We start from the raw sequence: 19792 nt of genomic DNA on the forward strand, positions 1-19792 counted from the left end.
ATTAGCTCCGGCCTAGAAGTTTAGTTCTAACCCGGTCCTGATTGTCCGGGGAGATGAATAGTTTTGGGGATCATTATCGTACAGGTCATCATAGTGGTCTACCTCCTGTTGATCCAGAGCCAGACCGCCCTGGGTGTCCCAGCCGTCGTTGTTTGCAAGACCGGTACGGGAGTAGACGTTTATAACATTGCGTCGATTGAAGAGGTTGTCGACCTCAACAAACATGGTCAGTTTCAAATCCCCCGTCCGGAAACCGAAATCCTTGTTGAAGCGCATATCGACCGAATACGAGGCCGGTAGACGACCCTCGTTGCGTTCACCCAGACGATTACCCGCACCGTCGGTCGGAGTGTAAGGAAGACCCGAACCGTAGTAACCAACGAAAGTCAAACCCCAGGCACTGGGCAGTTTCAAGCCCAGCAGGTTGGCCTGCCAGTCCTGAGGCGCCCGATAGCTCACCACAGCGCTGGCCGTGTGTCGTTGATCGAAATCAAGCGGGAACTCCGAAATCGGTGCCAGAGTGTCAACACTGGCCGACAGGTAGGTGTAATATGGTTCGGTGGCATCAGAGCCGTTGCCACGGGCTATCATATAGCTGTATGATATGGAGCCGCTGAGATTGCTGTTGGTCGGCAGCTTCTCAATAGCCAGATCAATGCCCTTGGCAGAACCATAGTCATCATTGTCGAAATATGTTACCGGACTTCCGGCTATCTTATATGACGATCGGGTGGTAACCAAGTCCTGGAAGTCCTTGTAGAAGGCGGTAACATTGATACGGTAGTTATTGCCAATCATGTGATCCAGACCCAACTCATAACCAACGGTCTGCTCCGGTTCCAGGTCCGGATTACCGAGCAAGGGAAGACCCGTTTCGATATCACCCTGCAGGTTCGTGTACATATAGTAGAACTGCGGTGTTTGGTAATAAAGTCCGTAGTTGAAGTGCATGACCGATTTCTGGGAGATCGGGAATGATACACCCAATCTAGGAGACACTCGACCCTGGGATTCTGCATTCTTATAAATAGGTTGGTCACCGGTTGGGGTCGCGTTGTACGAAATGTCGGCATCACGATAATCGTAGCGCAAACCTACATTAACAATAAAGTAGTCGTATTCCATTTTGTTTTGGATATAGACCGAAGCATAAGTTGGCCCGCAATCGAATTTTTCGCCATAGGGATTGTCATTAAGGAACTGCTTGGCATCCCATTTGACGTTGTACTTGCGATATTCAAAACCGGTCTTGATCTGGTTCCACTTGTTGATCTGGTTTACTGCGCTCAGGCTGAAAGCATCATAGTTCGACTGGCGATATCCATATATTGGCCTGAAATCGTCACCTGACGTGAAACCAACAATCTCCTGCGGATTGGTCCAATCGATATCATTACCGTAGTTGTTTTCGTGGACAGTGCCATTGTATACTCCGTCTTCGTCGACCGAATAACCTGGCCACCGATCCCAATACAGATCAAACAAATGCTCTGGAGCGATCTTGGTGGAGGTTGAGAAGCGGTTCACTGAGGCCGATAGAACCGTGCGCTCGCTGAAGGCGTAGTCGCCGGTGAGGCCAATCAGGTATGCTTTTCTTTCAATCTTCGGGAGACCGTCCAGATTAAAGTCGTAGGAGACGCCGTTGACATCGCGGTGATCATAGGACTCACCAGTGATGAAGTTGTAAGACAGGTTTGTCTTAAGTCTCATCCGGCTAGCCGGCTGCATATTCAATTTTGCCGTTCCGGTGTATGCCTGGCGACTGCTGTGCGGCAAGTATGAGGGATTTTGCAGGTATTCTCCAGCCGTGAAGAACGTCCAGCGCTGCGGATCCAATCCTGGAATCGGTCCCGACAGGTCAATCGATGCAGACCGATACCCGAGCCGCTCAAGACCACCAATTTTGCCATTGGTGACATCGTAGGGGTGAGTAGCTCCTTCGAATACCCGAATGCCACCATGATATGTATGCGTTCCGTGCTGGCTCACGGAGTTAACAATGCCGGAAAGGGCATCACCGTATTCGGCACTATACCCACCGGCGGTCAGAGAGAGTTCCTCCAGTGACCCCGTAATGATGTGCATCCCCTCATCGGCCACAAACGGATCCTGGATATTGAATCCGTCGAACAGATAAGTTACCTGCCCTGCTCGACCACCCCGGACATGAAGATCGCTTCCGCCATCAACAACTACACCGGGGTAGTTCGACAAGATGGACTGAACGCTGATCATATTCGGTAGATCCTTGATCCGATCGGCCGTGAACGTAACTCTCGAAACCGTGAGGTCTCTCTGAATAATTGGGTTCTCAGCCCTAACTATTACAGCCTGGCTCAATTCGACCGGTGACGGGTCCAACTCGAAATCGACCGGTGTTGTGAGGTCGACCAGTACTCTGACATCCGTCTTGATCACCGGCTCGTAGCCCATCACCTCAATCGAGAGGTTGTGCTTACCACTTGGAAGGTTAATGATGAAGTACTCTCCATCAATATCTGTAAGTGTTCCAAGGTTGGTACCTACAACCGTTACTATAGCCCCGACAACAGGTTCACCCGTAGTGACATCAAGAACTTGTCCTGATATCTTCCCGCTAACACCTCCCAAGGCGCCTGTTGCCAACAATAACACCAGCAAACCACTGTATAACAATGGTGCCGGACTTATGCTGATACGCAAGGCACTACCTCCTTAGCATATTGTTCACACATACTCAATTCTCTTACTTTCATATGTAATGCTTCCGTTCGCGGAGAATCACATTTCGTCCCTTCCGCGTTTGAGAGCTTCTCCAGAGTTATCGGCCACATGTGTCGCGAGCCTTAGCATCTAAGAACGACGAATTCATCAATAATTGGTGAGCAGATATCGAAACTCTGGCAGTTTATCGAAAAAGTGACGTTTCTGCCATTGCGAGGAGAACGTGGAGTTCTAAAGTTACACACAATATCATCACTTAGGAGGTAGTCTTGTGTCGCCTCAGTAGTGGTCAGAGATAAGCTCCAATTCTCTGTAAATGCTACAGATTATCGTGCCTTTTAACGTCTTCAGATCAAGTTTCGGCAACACAGACCGATAGTTATGAATAATATGTGAACCAGAGCTATCGGCAGGAGTCACCTACCGACAGCGTGAAGCATCTTTGAACGAATAGGAAATCTTGCTGGCACGATGATCGACCAAACTCGATACATCCTTATCTGGCTAATTGCGACTGTTCTCGGTCTGTCCGGAATCGTCGAATCAGCCCGGGCTGAAACACCTATCGCGGTGTTGATGAGCGACTCGCTGACATCCACCAAGCGAACGCTTCATGGTGCCCGTAAGATGATCGTGCGCACTCACCCGGACGCTATCCTTCACACCTTCTATCTAACCCAGGCGGCTGACGACAACAAGTTGGTCATCGACTCCCTTAGATCATTATCACCGAAACTGGTACTGACTATTGGAAGCCCCGCGACCAGTTTGGCCAAGCAGAAGATAGAGGATATTCCGATTGTTTTTGCGGGCGTACTCTACCCAGTGCTATCAGGTTTCGTAGAATCGGTAGGTCGACCAGGAGGAAATATCACCGGGGCATCGCTGGATATTCCAGTTCAAATACAATTCAAGTATTTCAAGCAGATCGTTCCCGAATTGCGCAAGGTTGGAGTTCTGTACACCGAGGCAACCGCCAGTCTTATTCGTCCGGCCACGGTGGTAGCACAAAACATGGGGCTGACGCTAACTCCAGTACTGATCTCCAATGACAAGGAGATTCCATCAGCGCTGGACTCTCTGGCAGGAATAGTTGAAGGCATCTGGTCGGTAGCAGATCCGGAACTTTTTGACCCCAAATCAACCAGGTACATTCTCCTCAACACGCTGCGTAAAGGGATACCCTTTATGGGGTTTTCACAGTATGTCGTGGAGTCGGGTGCTCTTTTCGCCCTTGATTTTGATCACAAAGCGGTCGGCCACCAGGCAGGAGAAATCGCATCCAGAGTTTTGGCAGGAGAAGCGGCAGGAAAAATCAAGGTCTCGATCGTTGACGTCATCTGGTTCCATTATAATGAGAGAACGGCTCATCATATAAATATCGAGATCCCAGAAGATCTGGTGGCCATAGCGAAGGAGGTATATCGATGAGTATCTTCGAACGCCTCCATAGCATCCGTCTACAAACAAAATTTGTTCTGTCTGTCTCGACGATGCTGATCGCGAGCATGGTCGTTACCAGCGGCTTCATGATTCAGCGACAGGCTGAAGGTTTCCACCGGGAACTTACGACCAGCGGCGAGACAATGATTCGTATCCTAGCCGTCAACGCCGAGAGTGGAGTTATCTTCGAGTCGAAGTATGAACTCGACGAACTTGTGGATGTTCTGCATGGCTTCGAGGCGTTTAAGTATGCCTCTGTCCATAACCTTGATGGGACGATACTTACCAGTTTGGGAGTCTGGGATGATAGTCCGTCAACTGAGCTAAAAATGTATTCCTTAAATAGGTCAGATCCAGCGGATGGTCATCTTTACCTCACTCTTGAGAACGGGAGTGAATATGTCGAATTGTGGGCACCAGTGGTCTCGCGCAAAGAATCACTAAGTCGCGAAACGCTCGGGGTCACAGCCGGTTTCAACCCGTCAACCGGGTACCAGGCATCGACAGAAGTGATCGGTTCAATCAGGCTGATATTGTCACTGCAGTCGGTGAATGAGGCAATTTCCTCAGCCCGTAATACTGCCATCATGACAACTCTCATGGTACTGATACTAGCCATTCTCATGCTGACCTTCCTGATAAGGGTCATTACAAAACCAGTAAGCATGCTGGTTGAAGTGACGGACAAAGTTGCGCACGGTGACCTTTCACAAACTGTAAATATCAATCAGAAGGATGAAATAGGTCATCTGGCCAATACCTTCAATAAGATGATTGAGTCTCTGCGACAGTCACGGAATGAGATTGAGGAATACAACCGCAACCTCGAGGAGAAGATAATCGACCGTACTATAGCTCTCGAGGAAGCTCAGTCTCAACTAATCCAGTCAGAGAAAATGGGTGCCATCGGCCAACTGGCTGCTGGTGTAGCGCACGAGCTCAATAATCCTCTCGGGGGGATACTGGGTTATGCACAGTTTGCACTGGAGAAGATGCATAAGAGTACCAAAGAGCATGGACCTCGCAAGGAGATCGAGGGTTACGTTCGCTATATTACATACATCGAAACACAAGCACGACGTTGCAAGGCGATCGTCCAAAATCTATTGCGCTTCTCTCGCTCCTCTCATGCGGCTGATGTCGAGGATATCAACCCGAATCAGGTAGTTGATGATACAGTTACTTTCGTGGAACATCAACTCCACATGAATCAGATCACGTTGAAGCGCGACCTGACTTCCAAACTGCCTATGATTCAGGCTAACGGCGGTCAGCTTCAGCAAGTTCTCACTAACTTGATAATCAACGCCATGCATGCCTCCGCACCGGATACTGAAATAACGGTCGCTACCAATTTCAGTCCGGCAGTAGGTGAATTCGGCGGCACGGTGGAGATGAAGGTGATCGACCAGGGACATGGGATTCCGCCGGAAACTCTGAAAAAGATTTTTGAGCCGTTCTTCACTACCAAGGAAGTCGGCAAGGGTACTGGTTTGGGTTTATCGCTCAGCTATGGCATTATCGCCGACCACGGCGGTGAGATAAGGGTCGATTCTGTGGTGGGCGAAGGAACAACATTTACCGTAATCCTACCGGTTCAGAGAAGCATTGTCGATACCGATAAGACAACTGGGAAGATATTTACATCTGTAGGTACTGAAGAAATCTAGGTATTCTGAATGGAACGCTCAGACAAACAATCGATACTGGTGGTTGACGACGAGGAGATAATCCGGTCGTTTCTCTCTGAAGTTCTTAGCGACGATTATGATGTCAGCCTGGCAGAGGATGGCGACAAAGCCATCGAGAAAATCAAAGAGTACCGCTACGACCTGATCATCACCGACTTAAAGATGCCGCGTATCTCTGGTGAAGAAGTGGTCAAGTTCGCCAGCGATACTGACCCAAACTATAAGATAATTGTCATCTCGGGTTTTTCGAGTCTGCACACAGTTAGCCAGTCGATCAACAATGGAGCGTGTGCGTTCCTGTCCAAGCCGTTTTCCATAAAGGAACTTATGCAGACGGTTGCGACCACTATGGAAGAGAAGGACTAACCAATGGCACACATTTTAGTCATTGACGATTCTGAAGTTATTCGCAGTCTCCTCAGAGAGTACTTGTCCGAAATCGGGCACAAAGTTGATATTGCTACTGATGGTCGCCAGGGTCAGACGATGGCTCTGGAGAGAGATTACGACGCTGTCTTTTGTGATGTACATATGCCACGTCTGAATGGGTACGAAGTTTTCCGTAGTGTAGTAGCCGTCAAACCGACGGTTCGATTCGTGATGACCGATTCCTTACCCGACGAACTGGCTGATAAGGCTCTCGAGCATGGTGCTCACGCCTGCTTGACCAAACCCTTTGATCTGGACCAGGTGGGTGAGACAATGAGACAGTTATTGGAAGAAACGAAGAAAACATGAGCGAACCCTCGAAAGGATCAATACGCATCATCGCTGTCGACGATGAGAGTATTGTGTTATCGCTAATCAGCGATGCCCTTGAAGATGAGGGTTATCTTATTCGCACCGCTGAGAGCGCGGCCGAGGCTCTCAATATGCTGGCCTCAGAGCCGGCCGATCTGGTTATTACCGATATCCGTATGCCTCATATGAATGGTATCGAGATGGTAAAGCAGATTCGAGAAAATCATCCCCGTACCGGTGTCATTTTCATGACCGGGTATGCCAATCTCAATAGTGCCAAGGATGCCATCAAACACGGGGCTTTTGACTATATCATGAAGCCCTTCGAACTACTCGAAATCCGCCAGGCCGTCCGCAAAGCGGCAGATAAGATTCACGAGGACTCAGCCGCCAAGACATCCGGTGAGCGGTTGGAGCGCCTGTCTGATCTCAACAAGATGCTTCATACGGCTGGAGATCACAATTCGATTAGCACAGTGTCACTGCACTTCGCCATGTTGCAATGTGGTACCGACCGCGGGACAGTGCTTTACTGGGACCGACAAAATTCACAGTTCAGATGTACGACCATTATCGGTGATCAGATCGATAGTCAGACGTTCGATGACACTGATCTGGCGGAGTCGATCAATAACTGCCCGACTACCGTATTTTGCGAACCGATGGTGGCTTCAATACCCGAGGAGCATCCACTTTTTCAGATTGCACTGGAACCCATCGACGTGCGCCTAACTCTTCCTCCCTGGTTTGAGACAAATGATAAAATGCTCGTAGTCCCCATTCGCCGTGGGGAGTCGCTGTATGGAGCGATCACGACGCCGGTGACAAAGAGTTCTCCTACGGTCGGTGGAACCGATATCAATCTTTTGAATATGGCCGCCAATCAACTAGCTCTGTCGCTTGAGAACCTGTTCCTGCTGGAGGAGACTCAGACTGCCTATGCGCATTTGAAGGAACTTCAGGACCAGACAATCTCCCTGGAGAAGATGGCTACGCGAGGCGAAATGTCGGCTGAAATCGGTCACGAACTCAACAACTTTCTGGGTGTCGTGGTGGGCAATTTCTCCCTCCTGGAAGCTTTGCTGATCAAGAAATCCTACGACAATGTGGACCGGCACCTAAAAACCATCTTTGACCAGATCGAGAGGATGAAGCGTTTCACCACCAATCTCATGGATCTATCCATCACCGCTTCCCAGAAAGAGATTGTGGACTTTCAGGACCTCCTGAGCGAAGTCATCGATTTTCTAAAACCACAGAAGAGATTCAGCGATGTCTCCATTGATCTCGTCGTCACAGAGACTAACATTCCTTTCGAAGCCGATCCAACTCACATTCAACAACTACTTTACAATATCTTCAATAATGCCGCTGATGCCACACAGGGTTGTGAATTGCGTCAGATCTCAGTCAAGGTAAACCTCGATCCTGACAACCAGCACTTTAAGCTCATTATCTCCGACACCGGCATCGGCATTGAGCCCGAGCGGTTGGCCAGAATGTTCAATGAACGGTTTACTACCAAAAAGGGCGGTCATGGATTTGGTCTGATGGTATGCAAACGTATTGTCGATGGTCATTCCGGCCAGCTTGAAGTTGACTCGATCCCTGGAGAGGGAACAACTTTCCGTATCCGCTTCCCTCTGGCATCTGGAATCACTGCCGCAGCGTGTCCTTGTTGATCCAACCCTGTTGTTTTCTAAACTCAGAGTCCGGTTTAATATACAGGGTTGGTTTGGCCAATCGAGTCGGGTTGTTAGGACAGGGTGATATCAAGGTCCTTGATAAGTTTGCGCAAATTGGAGGGATCGACACCGAGTTCCCGAGCCGAGGAACTGATATTCCGGCTATTGCGATCCAAAACCTGGATTAAGGTCGTTCGCTTGAAATCGCGGGTCCGCTCAGACAACGTTCCTTCCGAGTGACTGGAGCCGACACTTGGGTTCAGGTAGTCGGATACCTCCTTATGAGTGATATAGTATGAAGGGGAAAGATCAATCAGCGATTCGACCATCTCCCTCAACTCCCGGACATTACCCGGCCAGTCAAACTCAATCACAAAATCGCGCGCAGATGGTTCAAATACTTTCAGGCTGCAGTCGGTCTTTGCACAGTATCGCTCCACAAAATAGTCAAGCAACTCAGGTATGTCCTCACGGCGGTCCTTCAGGGGAGGCAACTCGATCACCACTCCCTTCAGTCGATAGTACAGATCCTTCCTGAATCGACCCTCCTCCACCGCCCTGTCTAGATCGTGATGAGTGGCGCAAATCAGGCGCACATCTACTTTTACAACTTCCGGGGAGCCGATTCGATGCATATCTCCGGTCTCAATGACGCGGAGAATTTTGCCCTGGGTCGTCATGTCCAAGTCGCCGATCTCATCTAAAAACAGGGTGCCACCATGCGCATACTCGAACATCCCTTGACGATCGGCAACAGCCCCGGTAAAGGAACCGCGCAGATGCCCAAAGAGTTCAGACTCCACCAGATCCGACGATTTGTGATCGCAGCTGAAAATGGCCAGCTGTTTGTCAGCCAGAAGACTCCTCTTGTGAATGGCTTGCGCGACCAACTCCTTGCCTGTGCCAGTAGGACCAAGGATCATCACTTTGGATCCGGTCGGACCAATTTTTTCGATGGTCTGGAAGACTTTCAACATAATGGACGATGAGCCCACCATATCATATTGGGAGCGGGCCAACTGAATCAGATCCATTCGATTGGCTTTGAGTTGATGGAAAGCAACTGCGTTTTTCACCGCCCGCTGAAGTCGAACGGGGCGTTCATTCTTACCCACATAATCGAACGGGCGATAATCCTGCTCAATTTCATCTTCGCTGTAGTCACCTGGATAACCGGTATGAAAGATAATGGGGAGATTGGGAACAATATCCTTCAACCGAGAGGCAGTCGCGAGACCATCCATCTGAGCCATGCGAATATCAAGTACGACAGCGTCAAAGTGCTGATCGTCCAGCAGAGTCGAAATCGCCTCCGGTCCGGAGGAAGCCAGGCTAACCTCGAACTCATCTGAGAACGACTCAGACATAGCCTCAAGAACAGCGGGGTCATCATCGACAATTAAGATTTTGCCAAGCTTATTCATTGATATCCAGCACGTTACGCGGTGTTATCTATGAACCGTGTAAGTAGTATAACGAATTCCGTTCCAGTGTCAAGACTGGATCGAACGGTGATCTCTCCGCCGTATAGAGTGACTATTTTCTTGACGATGGCCAAACCCAGTCCGGTTCCGGTTCGAGGCTTGGTACTGAAAAACGCATCAAAGACTTTCGGGAGGTTCTCGTCAGGAATACCGGTTCCCGTATCTGTGATCCTGATCCGCATTCTCTCGTCATCCACTACCTCACCCGCAATGTTAAGGCGAGGCTGGTCAGCATCAGCCAACGCATCCAGGGCATTATTTATCAGATTGTTAAACACACTGTGGGCGTGTTCCTCACTACAAACACAGGACAGGTCATCAGGCAGATCGACCGATAGTTCGACGCCGATCTCCTCGATACGAAAACGCAGGTCATCGATGATATTCTGCACCACGGACATGATATTAACCGATTCCTGCTTCTTACGGTTTTCCAAGCGGGCATATTCGGTGACCAATTCTGTCATACTGATGGCCCGCTCAACCGCGCTGGAGGTCATTCGTAGTAGTCTGGATTGCTTGTCTTTGTGATTCGTCGGTGCCCCTTTGATCTCGGTTTGAAGTTTCTCCAGGGCTACCATGGCCGGATAAAGAGAATTGTATATTTCGTGGGACACTCCTCCGGCGATCTCTCTAATCTGGTTGTACCGTACTTGCTCTGCCCGTCGAATCTCTTCCTCGGCTCGTTTGCGGTCGGTGATGTCGAGATGAATTCCGACCATTCTAACTGGTTCGTCGTTGCTATCCCGTTCGGTTACCTGACCACAATTGAGAACCCATTTCCACTCACCGCTTTTCGTTCTCATCCTGTGCTCTACTTCAAAAGCCGGTGTCTCCCCGGCAAAGTGCACATACGCAGCCCTTCTCAGAGCCGCCCTATCGTCCGGATGGACGAGCTCTCTGAAGGACTGAACGTCGCCGTCGATCTCCTCCAAGGTGTAGCCAAGCATTTCAGCCCATTCGTTATTGCGAATGACTGCACGCGTTTTTAGATTAAGATCCCACAATCCAAGGCTGGCACCATGTAAAGCCATATCCAGACGCGTCTCGCTCTCTCGCAATGCATCTTCGGCACGGTTGCGCTCGGTGATGTCGATAAGCGTGCTTTGCATACCTATGACTGACCCGTCAGCATCGGTCAAGGGCAACGAATTGTTCAAAACGGTGATGACTCGCCCGTCCTTTCGGACCAGTTGATGTTCATAGTTAACAATACGCTCACCGGAGTTAAGCTGGGCGTGAGCATCTATTACCAATGTTGGGTCTGCGTCAACATCGGGAATGCTCATACTCAGCAGCTCGCTCCTGGAATAGCCCAGAAGTTCAAGGCCGGCTTGGTTTGAGTCTATGAAGTTCTTGTCAAAATCAAAGATGTAAACGGCAGCAACAGATTCATCGAATATCCCTCGATATTTCTCTTCACTCGCCCACAGCGCTTCCTCGGCCCGTTTGCGTTCGGTAATATCAAGCACAGCACCAAACGCGCCGGTGTAGTTGCCATCATCGTCAAACTGGGGAGCCACCGAAACCATGATTGTCTTTGTGATTCCCTTAGCGGTATTAATCCGAAGTTCATACGATGATGAAACTCCTGTCCGGCGCATAGCTGTCTGGTCTGTCAGAATTATACTCTGCTCGTCAGAAAGATAATCGGTGACTTGTCTCCCAACAAGGTCGTCAACGGAGTCCTCATCGAAAATGTCAGCCATAGCCGGGTTGCAGAACTGAATAATCTCGTTCTCATCAACCTGAGCCAAACCTTCCACGACCGAGTTGAAGAGTTCGCGGTAGCGTACCTGTGACGCTTCAAGTCGATCACTTGCCTCTTTGCGTTCGGTCATATCTACAGCGACACCTCTGAGCCCAACCGTTTTGCCGTTGCGTACAATCGGATTGGTATATGTTAGAACGGGGAAAGTGTTGCCGTCCTTTCTCAGAGCGATGTATTCGTGGCCATCCGGAAGTTCGCCCCGCAGACGTTTCTGCATGTTAACCAGGAGTCTCTCGATCTCCTCGGGCATGAAAAGCTGCCGTACGTTAACCCCGGCCTCGACATCACTCTGGTCGTAACCATAAGATTCCAGTGCGCTACGATTAGCAAAGGTCACCTGACCGTGCGAGTTGAGTTCATAGACTGCCTGAGGCAGCAAATCGACCATTTCGCGGAATCTTTCCTCTGATGCTTCGAGAGCTTCCAGGGCGTGTTTTTGTGCCGTGATGTCGCGGGCAATGCCAACTATAGCTATTGGTTTGCCATCCTCATCCGAGATTAGCGAACAGGTCATGAAAGTGGGAAAGGTGGTACCATCCTTGCGGACATGCCCGATCTCTCCTTCGTAAGTCCCATCGCGAAACACATGTTCATTAAACGGAATAACTTCATCCACATTCTGCTGCGGTGTATGAAAAATGGAGAGGTGTTTACCGATCAATTCGTCCTGGCTGTAACCGTGGGCGCATGCCCAGGAGACATTAACGAACTGGATATGGCCGTCCAGGTTGGCTATGGCGACTTCATCCATAGTCTGTTCAACCGCCTGACCCAGAAGATGCAATTGAGTCTCAGCTTCACGCCATTCGGTGATGTCTCGTACGATACCACTGATTGCTACGACATTTCCTTCTGCATCCCTTATCGGTGCCTGGATAGTGTGAAAGAGATGTGCTTCTTCGTTAATTGGCAAGATACGGATAGCAGTTGCTACTTCACCACTAAATGCAATGTTGTCTATCTCCCTTATTGTGGAAGCAGATTCTGGATCAAAGAGTTCCTCTGGAGTGTGTCCCAGTAGCTCCGAGGCTGAACATCCAAAAAGGCGTTCCATGGCGGGGTTGACATATGTATAGCGGTGATCCATATCTTTGCAGAAAATACAGTCTTGAGCCGAATTGGCGATGGAACGGTATCGCTCCTCACTCTCCCTCAGAGCTTCGTCGGCCTCCCTGCGGTCAGTAATATCACGAACAACAACGGTGAAACCGGTCAACTCATGGTCCACACCAAAACGTGGGGATATCTTTGCATCAAACCACCGTTCCTTACCGCTGATTTCCAAGGGATAATCGATCTCTTGTACTTCGTTCGTGTTGGATACCGCCTCAAGAGCACTCTCGAAGCTGTTTGCAACATCTGCCGGCAGTATCTCCTTGTAAGATTTCCCCAGAAAAACTTCGGGGGGCGCATACAAACCACTAGCCTTCTCAGGCTGATGGTATTCCACAAAAACACCCTCCTTATCAATCACGAATACCAGATCGTCCATTGAAGACAAGATTGATTCAAATCGGGATACGCTGTGCTGCAGTTCTTTTTCCAGCACCTTGAGATCGGTGATATCATGAGCTATGACCAGTGCTGAGACCACTCGACCAGAGTCATCACGGAAGGGTTGCAGATTAGTAGCATACCATCGCCACTGATCAGAAACCCACGTCAGTACATCAGTATTTGTCCCCTGTGCGAAGTCGATAACCCTTCGAACGCCTTCAACTTGCCGGTCAGCTACTTCCTTGGGGAAGACATCCCACATTGTTTTGCCCACCAGTTCATCGGGTGTCAGCCCCTTGGCTCTGGCAGCCAGTTCGTTTGCGAAAAGAAAATGACCAGTACGGTCAATAAGGGCAACTGTGGCCCCGGCATTTTCAACGAGAAGACGATACTTCTCTTCGCTGGACCGAAGCTCCGCATTCAGAACCGACAACTCCGCCGTCCGTTCATCGACCCGGCGTTCCAACTTCTCCCGCGCCCCATCGACAGTATCCTTCTGGGCTGAGATCAGCCTGTTCTTGCGCTTTATCCTGAACCAGGACATAACAAGCAGGATAATGACAACGGCCGTCGGCAACAATGCAACCATGGCCAATAATCCGGGACGGCGCAGAAAGACTGTGCTCCATTGTCTCTGCTCCAGCTCAAGAACATAGTGAACCAGCCCCCTATCTACGGAAAGCACCAGACTAAGTCTTCCCTCGGAGTGCTCCCTCATTCCGACAGATGATTCCCGTACCTGCGGCACTGCCTCAAGATGAAGCTGAGCCAAAAGATTCAGATTCCGGTCCAGAAGGAGCAGATTGTTATCACGGTTTGACAGCAGGATCTGGTGACGACCATTACCGAGGATATCGTCAACCGTCCAGAATTCGGCCTGCGAAGTCAACCTGGTTCTGCATTTGACGACGAATTTCTGATCATATACTACCAGCTGCTTATCGGAAAACAGCGTTAGAATCTCCGGTCTACCATCGTTGTCCACATCCGCCAGAGAACAGCTGTACATGATCGACTGCGGGATGTCTGCAACGCTGTCTATCAATTCCCCGGTTGTTGACAGAACCAGAAACGACTGGACAGGCTTCTCTGGGCTGTCTGTGTTCGGGGCAGTAGGCTCCGACAGGCGAGGAACAACGATCTCCGGCAAACCGTCACCATCGATATCTATAACCACCGGAAGTGCGCGGTCGAAAACGCCCCCAACCTCGTGTTGCCACATCAGCTCACCACTTCGATTAACTCCTACGACGTAAGCATGTTGGTCGTCCATTGTCGGCGACTCGGCGGCATTCCCCTTTGATGTCAGACCAAACACAATCAAGGGGTCTTTCCCCATTCCATTTGGTTCCACGTAAACATTGGACCGAGAGATTATACCGGCATATGGCACGCGCCAGAGAATTTCCTCACCAAGCGCATCAACACATAGTAGCTCGCGTGGATACAGATCATAACCGACATCAACCCCCACCAATAACTCAGCCAAGCCGTCTTTATCTATATCACAATGACCACAAATGATCCCCCGACCATCCCAATATCCGTTTCCGTTGCGGTCGTCTCCCACAACAAGCAGGAGGTGAGCTTTCCTCCCCTGCCGAGGGCTATAAATATCAAGCCACAGGGAATCGAGGTGAACGTAAATAAAAGCTACTTCGCACAACCCATCACCGTCCAAATCGAACGAATAGTCATACGAGATACTGGCTGCTTTCACGTTGTAATGACTGATGGCTTTTCGTTTTGCAAAATCGTCATAGAACACGATCGCCGTGATGGTATCGTCGGGCTTCCAGTTGTTCTGAATGTGGTAGTTGATTGAGGAAGAGCCTGAGCAGTCGGCCAGGTGAACAATCTTGCTTCTGATCGACTCTCCCCTGCTTGATAGGTCAGATAATTTAGAACTGATAACAAAACGCCATGGGAGCAGGAGAGGATCGACGTCCGTATTATCCAGAAAAGTGTATTCCTCCTCTTCACTCGGCATACAGGCGAGTGCAAGAGCCAACAGACACAAAGAGAGGATCACAATAATCCACGAAGAATAATAGCCGACAGAACGGCGACGTGATTCGTTCCGCATACCTTAAGATACACATAATCAGGCAATATTCAAAGAAGTTAGACGCAACGGGGATGGTGAGGGATAAATTGGAATGGGTGCGTCCTTGCTTAAACAAGCAAGGAGAAAGCCCTGTCTGTTTGGGCTTGAGCACACGGGAGGGATACAGACAGGACTTCTTGGGGGTCTTAGTATTTTCAAGTAAAATAGGTATTTTCTGAAATTTGTCAAGGCGGTTCGTCCTGTTTACAGTGGATTATTGACTCCACATCTATCCGCTCTGACATCGTAATACTCATCAGTAAATCATGGTCATTGGGACCCTTTTTCGAAGCGGTTACCCCCTTGACAAAATTGCTTAATGGAGCTATTTTGCTTACTAGTCAGTTAAAAGTAGCAATACCGCATTTTGTAATGTGCTATTTTATCTTTTGATACTGACCACTTTTCGATTGTGTTGCAAATCAATCCAGAACCTCCGATATTAGGAGAGAAGTATGTGCCCGAAATACAAGGTAGTTGCACGATTGGCAATTGTACTGATTCTGAATCTTTTGTGTTCCGTATCTACAATTGAGGCCGAGCCGATAATCGCTGACCATGTGGCGGTCACTCAGTTTGATAATATTCCCACTGACACGATTGTCGCCATAGGATCCAACTTCAATATCTACTACGTACATACATCTCACGGCAGCCAAATAGTGACCGGTATTGACATGGTGGAGATCGAAGATCCAACATACGATCCTCCTCCTTTCTACAGACCCGGTGATGACCTCGGACATAATGGTGACACTTCCTGGGTACCGAGTACTCGTGTCTATCTTAACAACCACGCCGAATGCAATATGGCTATGTTCTCCTGGTGTGGGGGATGTTCGGACAATACCGTCGAAGGGATCAACATCTATCTGAATAAGATGGATGAACTCGAAGCGGATTATCCTTCGGTGCAGTTTATATATATGACGGGGCACCTTGACGGAACCGGGACAGGCGGTAACTTGTACGCATGCAACAACCAGATCAGAGACTACTGCACAACCAACGACAAAGTGTTGTTTGACTTTGCCGACATAGAAAGTTGGGACCCTGACGGCAATTACTATCCCGACGAAACCGACGCCTGTAACTGGTGCAATGATTGGTGCGCTACTCACACATGTCCCAGCTGCGGCAGTTGTGCCCACTCACATTGTTTCAATTGTTATCTCAAAGGGAAAGCATGGTGGTGGATGATGGCCCGTGTTTCCGGGTGGTCGCCATCGCAAGACCCTATCCCTCATATAGTTACAACATTACCTACAGTCAACGAGCTTAATGTATCCAAGAACTCTGACATTACGGTGACGTTCGATCATGACATGGACGCTGCCACCATAGGCAGCCCTTCCTTTGTGGTCGCAGGTCAATTCACCGGCCTGCATAACGGTTCCTATAGCTTTGCAGGACCGCCTGCGAACCGGGCGACGTTTGTCCCGGCCGTGCCGTTTGCCGTAGGTGAGATTGTGACGGTTGTTATAACCACCGGAATCGAATCCAATGAGAACATCCCCCTCGACAGCAGCTACACCTGGTCGTTTACGGTTGAGGTGGAGGCCGGCACCGGCCTCTTTAGTCCCGGCGCAAATCACAGCGTGGTAGAGTATCCGCTGGCCATGATTGCGGCCGATCTCGACGGAGATAACTATGTCGATCTCGCCGTGGTCGGTTCCGGTAATGTTTCGGTCTTGATGAACGGCGGCGACGGTTCCTTTTACGATGAGGTTGTCTATCCGGTGGGTCAGTGGCCCTTCGGGATATGCGCTGCTGATTTCGATTTGGATGGTCACATCGACCTGGCCACGGTCAACGAAACCACCGAGCTGCAGGTCTATGTCTCGATCCTGATGAACAATAGTGACGGCACTTTCGCCTCGTTCATGAATTATGTGGCCGGGACGACAGGCGGCCAGCCGGTCTCGATCGCGGCCGCCGATCTCAATGGCGACGGCTATCCTGACCTGGCCACGGCCAACAATGGGGACAACACTGTGTCAGTGCTGTCGGGCGTCGGTGATGGTAGTTTCTCTATTTTTACCGAGTATGCTGTTGGCCCGGGACCAGGCGTTATACGAGCCGCCGATATTGATAACGATGCTGATATTGATCTGATGGTTGGCAACATCTACACCAACAGTTTTTCCGTTTTGCTCAACAATCGTTATGGCACTTTCGCTCCGCACACAACCTACGCTTGCTACGATCATCCGCGCTCAATCGTAGTAGCCGATTTCGACGGCGATTCGTATCTTGATATCGCCACCGCCAGCGAAGACGGAGAGTACATGGGTTTCCTTTCGGTTGTCCCTAATCTGGGCGATGGCACCTTTGGCTCCTTCGCGAGCAAATACCTGGGGTACAGTATGGGCCTGTCGATATGTGCTGCTGATCTTGACAACGAGGGCACTCTTGATCTGGCCGTGACGTTGGACTACGACGGGCTCGACATCCTCTTAAACAACGGGTATGGATCGTTTGGAACCTATACCGATTACACCGTCGGCTCCCACCCGGCAGCGTTGATTGCGGCCGACCTGGATGGTGACGGTGATATCGATCTGGCCACAGCTAATCAGTACGACGCCAATGTGACGGTGTTGTACAATCAGAATCCTGCTTGCTGTGAAAATCGCGGAAACGTGGATCATAACAATGGTACTGGTGAACCAATCGACATTGCCGATTTGACATACCTTGTGAGTTACCTCTTTAGATCCGGTCCCCCTCCTCCCTGTGAAGAGGAAGGCAACATTGACGGAATAATCGATACTGGCGGACCGATAGATATCGCTGACTTGACGTACCTTGTGGCGTACCTCTTCACAGGCGGTGCTACACCGCCTGCGTGTTAGCGGATAGCTCAACCGCCGAGTGAGTACCAGTTGCGTAAGAACGTACAATTGCCTATACTGTCGACTTAACCAAGGAGAACCGGTGAACGACTAAGCTCCTACAGCCGCGTTGCGGCATAACCTGCACGGCGACAAAACATCGCCACTCCAATCTTATCGTTTGGAACGCCTGCCCGAGGGTACGCATTGATACGACCCGAGCAGGCAAAGCCGGGAGCTATTATGTCTTCAAGACCACTGGTAAATATTAAGAATCTCTCCGTTTCGTTTCTCGAAAAAGTCATTATTGACAAGCTGTCCTTTTCAATAGGTCGGGGTGAAGTAGTAGCGTTGATCGGCGCCAACGGTTGCGGCAAGACGACCCTGTTGGAACTTGTCAGTCATACTTATGCGCAGAACCGTGACTACCTGAATCAATTCGAACTGCGAGTCAAAGGCGATCTGAACCTGGCGACAGGAATCGGATTGAGTTACCTGCCACAAATGGTGAAAAGTGACATCCCTGAGATTGATTACTCTCTCGCTGCAATGTTTGAACGTCTGGCTGAGTCATTTGGACTGCATCAGAGATCATCCGACGGCGACACCCTCTCAGACGGACAGATACAGAAAGAGGCAATTGTGGTGGCACTAGTGTCCGACGCCGACCTGCTGCTTCTGGACGAGCCGACCAACTATCTCGACATAGCCGGTATTACCGCCTTTGAAGAACAGATTAAACTGCTGCGGCGGCGCGGTCGGGGGATACTACTAGTCTCGCATGATCGAACGCTTATCAACAACCTGGCCAACCGTACAATCTACATGGCTCGCAATGGTATTTTCCAAACTGAGGGTGGATTCTCCGATGCCTGGTCGCTGGCGGGGATGGATTTTAACTCCAAACTGAAACAGGCGCGGGTGATTCGCACTAAGATCGGTCGCCTTCAGAACGAAGTGCGACGCAAAATGAACTGGGCGGAGCAGAAGGAAAAGACGAAGACGGGATCCAAAAAGGATAAGGGGCATATCAGTCGCTTGGCCGCCAAACTGGCGGCCCGTGCGCGCGCGGCAAGCCTGAAAGCTAGAAAAGAGATTGATCAACTCAAGAAGACCAAACCGATTATCCCTAAGAAACTGGTGCTGAGACTGCCGGAATACGAAGTTCGAAACCGCGAAGTGTTTTCACTTGCTGACGTGTCATTCTCCTATGGGGAAGCTCAGTCAGAAAACGGCGGGAACCTTCTTGAAGCAATCGATCTGGCAGCCACGACCAGCGACAAGTTGTGTTTGATGGGCACCAACGGAGCGGGCAAATCAACTTTGCTGTCCTTGATAATGGGACGACTGAAACCACTGTGTGGTACACGACGAATTAACGACGCCATCAAGCTGCGTCATCTTCCACAGGGACTAACCGGATTCTTTGATCAACCGACCCTGCTTGACAACTTCCGCGATACCGGTAGCGATGAAACAACCGTGCGTTATCATCTGGGCGCGGCGTTGCTAAGAGGTGAGAAAGTCAACGAGCCGGTAACGAATTTTTCCTATGGTGAACTAGTACGCGCGGCGATTGTTAAGTGCATATTGCAGAAGGCGGAATTTCTGTTACTGGATGAACCAACTTCACATCTGGATATCGAATCGATAGAAGTATTGGAACAACTTTTGATAGACTTCCCGGGAGGGTTTGTGATAATCAGCCATGACCGTTCATTTGTGGAGAACGTCTCGGACAAGTTGTATACGCTCGATGGAGGGAGATTGAGGTTGGTGTGAGAGGAGAACATCAACCCAACTACACTTCCCCAGCCGTCATGTTTCAACTCTGCT

The 19792-nt window shown here is 49.9% G+C and carries 10 protein-coding genes; 7 read left to right on the forward strand and 3 right to left on the reverse strand.

Annotation, left to right across the window (positions count from 1 at the left end):
• Positions 1 to 12: 12 nt before the first annotated feature.
• The gene (locus tag KOO62_02955; protein MBU8932946.1) at positions 13 to 2682 is read right to left on the reverse strand and encodes a TonB-dependent receptor; all 2670 of its coding nucleotides are present in this window, start codon (positions 2680 to 2682) and stop codon (positions 13 to 15) included.
• Between the two features lie 492 nt (positions 2683 to 3174).
• Between KOO62_02955 and KOO62_02960 the strand changes: the two genes are divergently transcribed.
• The 5 genes from KOO62_02960 to KOO62_02980 are packed head-to-tail and all read left to right on the forward strand — an operon-like array spanning position 3175 to position 8260.
• On the forward strand, positions 3175 to 4134 hold the full coding sequence (locus KOO62_02960; protein ID MBU8932947.1) for an ABC transporter substrate-binding protein: 960 nt from the start codon (positions 3175 to 3177) through the stop codon (positions 4132 to 4134).
• Entirely contained in the window at positions 4131 to 5816 is a 1686-nt protein-coding gene (locus KOO62_02965; protein ID MBU8932948.1) for a HAMP domain-containing protein, read from the forward strand. The genes KOO62_02960 and KOO62_02965 overlap by 4 nt, the downstream gene beginning before the upstream one ends.
• A 9-nt stretch (positions 5817 to 5825) precedes the next feature.
• Complete coding sequence (locus tag KOO62_02970; protein MBU8932949.1) at positions 5826 to 6203, forward strand: response regulator; 378 nt, start codon at positions 5826 to 5828, stop codon at positions 6201 to 6203.
• 3 nt (positions 6204 to 6206) lie between these two features.
• Complete coding sequence (locus tag KOO62_02975) at positions 6207 to 6575, forward strand: response regulator (protein ID MBU8932950.1); 369 nt, start codon at positions 6207 to 6209, stop codon at positions 6573 to 6575.
• Positions 6572 to 8260, forward strand: coding sequence for a response regulator (locus tag KOO62_02980; protein ID MBU8932951.1), 1689 nt, complete (start codon positions 6572 to 6574; stop codon positions 8258 to 8260). Before KOO62_02975 ends, KOO62_02980 begins: the two co-directional genes overlap by 4 nt.
• A gap of 74 nt (positions 8261 to 8334) precedes the next feature.
• On the opposite strand, the gene KOO62_02985 is transcribed toward KOO62_02980, so the two are convergent.
• Positions 8335 to 9687, reverse strand: a complete 1353-nt coding sequence (locus KOO62_02985; GenBank protein ID MBU8932952.1) for a sigma-54 dependent transcriptional regulator — start codon at positions 9685 to 9687, stop codon at positions 8335 to 8337.
• 14 nt (positions 9688 to 9701) lie between these two features.
• Positions 9702 to 15101 carry a PAS domain S-box protein gene (locus KOO62_02990; GenBank protein MBU8932953.1) on the reverse strand — a complete coding sequence of 1800 codons (5400 nt, stop codon included), beginning with the start codon at positions 15099 to 15101 and terminating at the stop codon, positions 9702 to 9704.
• A gap of 476 nt (positions 15102 to 15577) precedes the next feature.
• Between KOO62_02990 and KOO62_02995 the strand changes: the two genes are divergently transcribed.
• A complete protein-coding gene (locus KOO62_02995; protein MBU8932954.1) occupies positions 15578 to 17977 on the forward strand; it encodes a VCBS repeat-containing protein in 2400 nt (799 codons plus the stop codon).
• Positions 17978 to 18199: 222 nt separating this feature from the next.
• Positions 18200 to 19738 (forward strand): ATP-binding cassette domain-containing protein, encoded by a 1539-nt coding sequence (locus KOO62_03000; protein ID MBU8932955.1) that lies wholly within the window; start codon positions 18200 to 18202, stop codon positions 19736 to 19738.
• Positions 19739 to 19792 lie beyond the last annotated feature (54 nt).

Source organism: Candidatus Zixiibacteriota bacterium, assembly GCA_019038695.1.
Lineage (GTDB): Bacteria > Zixibacteria > MSB-5A5 > GN15 > FEB-12 > B120-G9.

Excerpts from the sequence above, each read along its gene's own strand:
- KOO62_02960 (MBU8932947.1), top strand. The coding sequence starts at position 3,175 with ATGATCGACCAAACTCGATACATCCTTATCTGGCTAATTGCGACTGTT.
- KOO62_02965 (MBU8932948.1), top strand. The coding sequence starts at position 4,131 with ATGAGTATCTTCGAACGCCTCCATAGCATCCGTCTACAAACAAAATTT.
- KOO62_02970 (MBU8932949.1), top strand. The coding sequence starts at position 5,826 with ATGGAACGCTCAGACAAACAATCGATACTGGTGGTTGACGACGAGGAG.
- KOO62_02975 (MBU8932950.1), top strand. The coding sequence starts at position 6,207 with ATGGCACACATTTTAGTCATTGACGATTCTGAAGTTATTCGCAGTCTC.
- KOO62_02980 (MBU8932951.1), top strand. The coding sequence starts at position 6,572 with ATGAGCGAACCCTCGAAAGGATCAATACGCATCATCGCTGTCGACGAT.
- KOO62_02985 (MBU8932952.1), bottom strand. The coding sequence starts at position 9,687 with ATGAATAAGCTTGGCAAAATCTTAATTGTCGATGATGACCCCGCTGTT.
- KOO62_02990 (MBU8932953.1), bottom strand. The coding sequence starts at position 15,101 with ATGCGGAACGAATCACGTCGCCGTTCTGTCGGCTATTATTCTTCGTGG.
- KOO62_02995 (MBU8932954.1), top strand. The coding sequence starts at position 15,578 with ATGTGCCCGAAATACAAGGTAGTTGCACGATTGGCAATTGTACTGATT.
- KOO62_03000 (MBU8932955.1), top strand. The coding sequence starts at position 18,200 with ATGTCTTCAAGACCACTGGTAAATATTAAGAATCTCTCCGTTTCGTTT.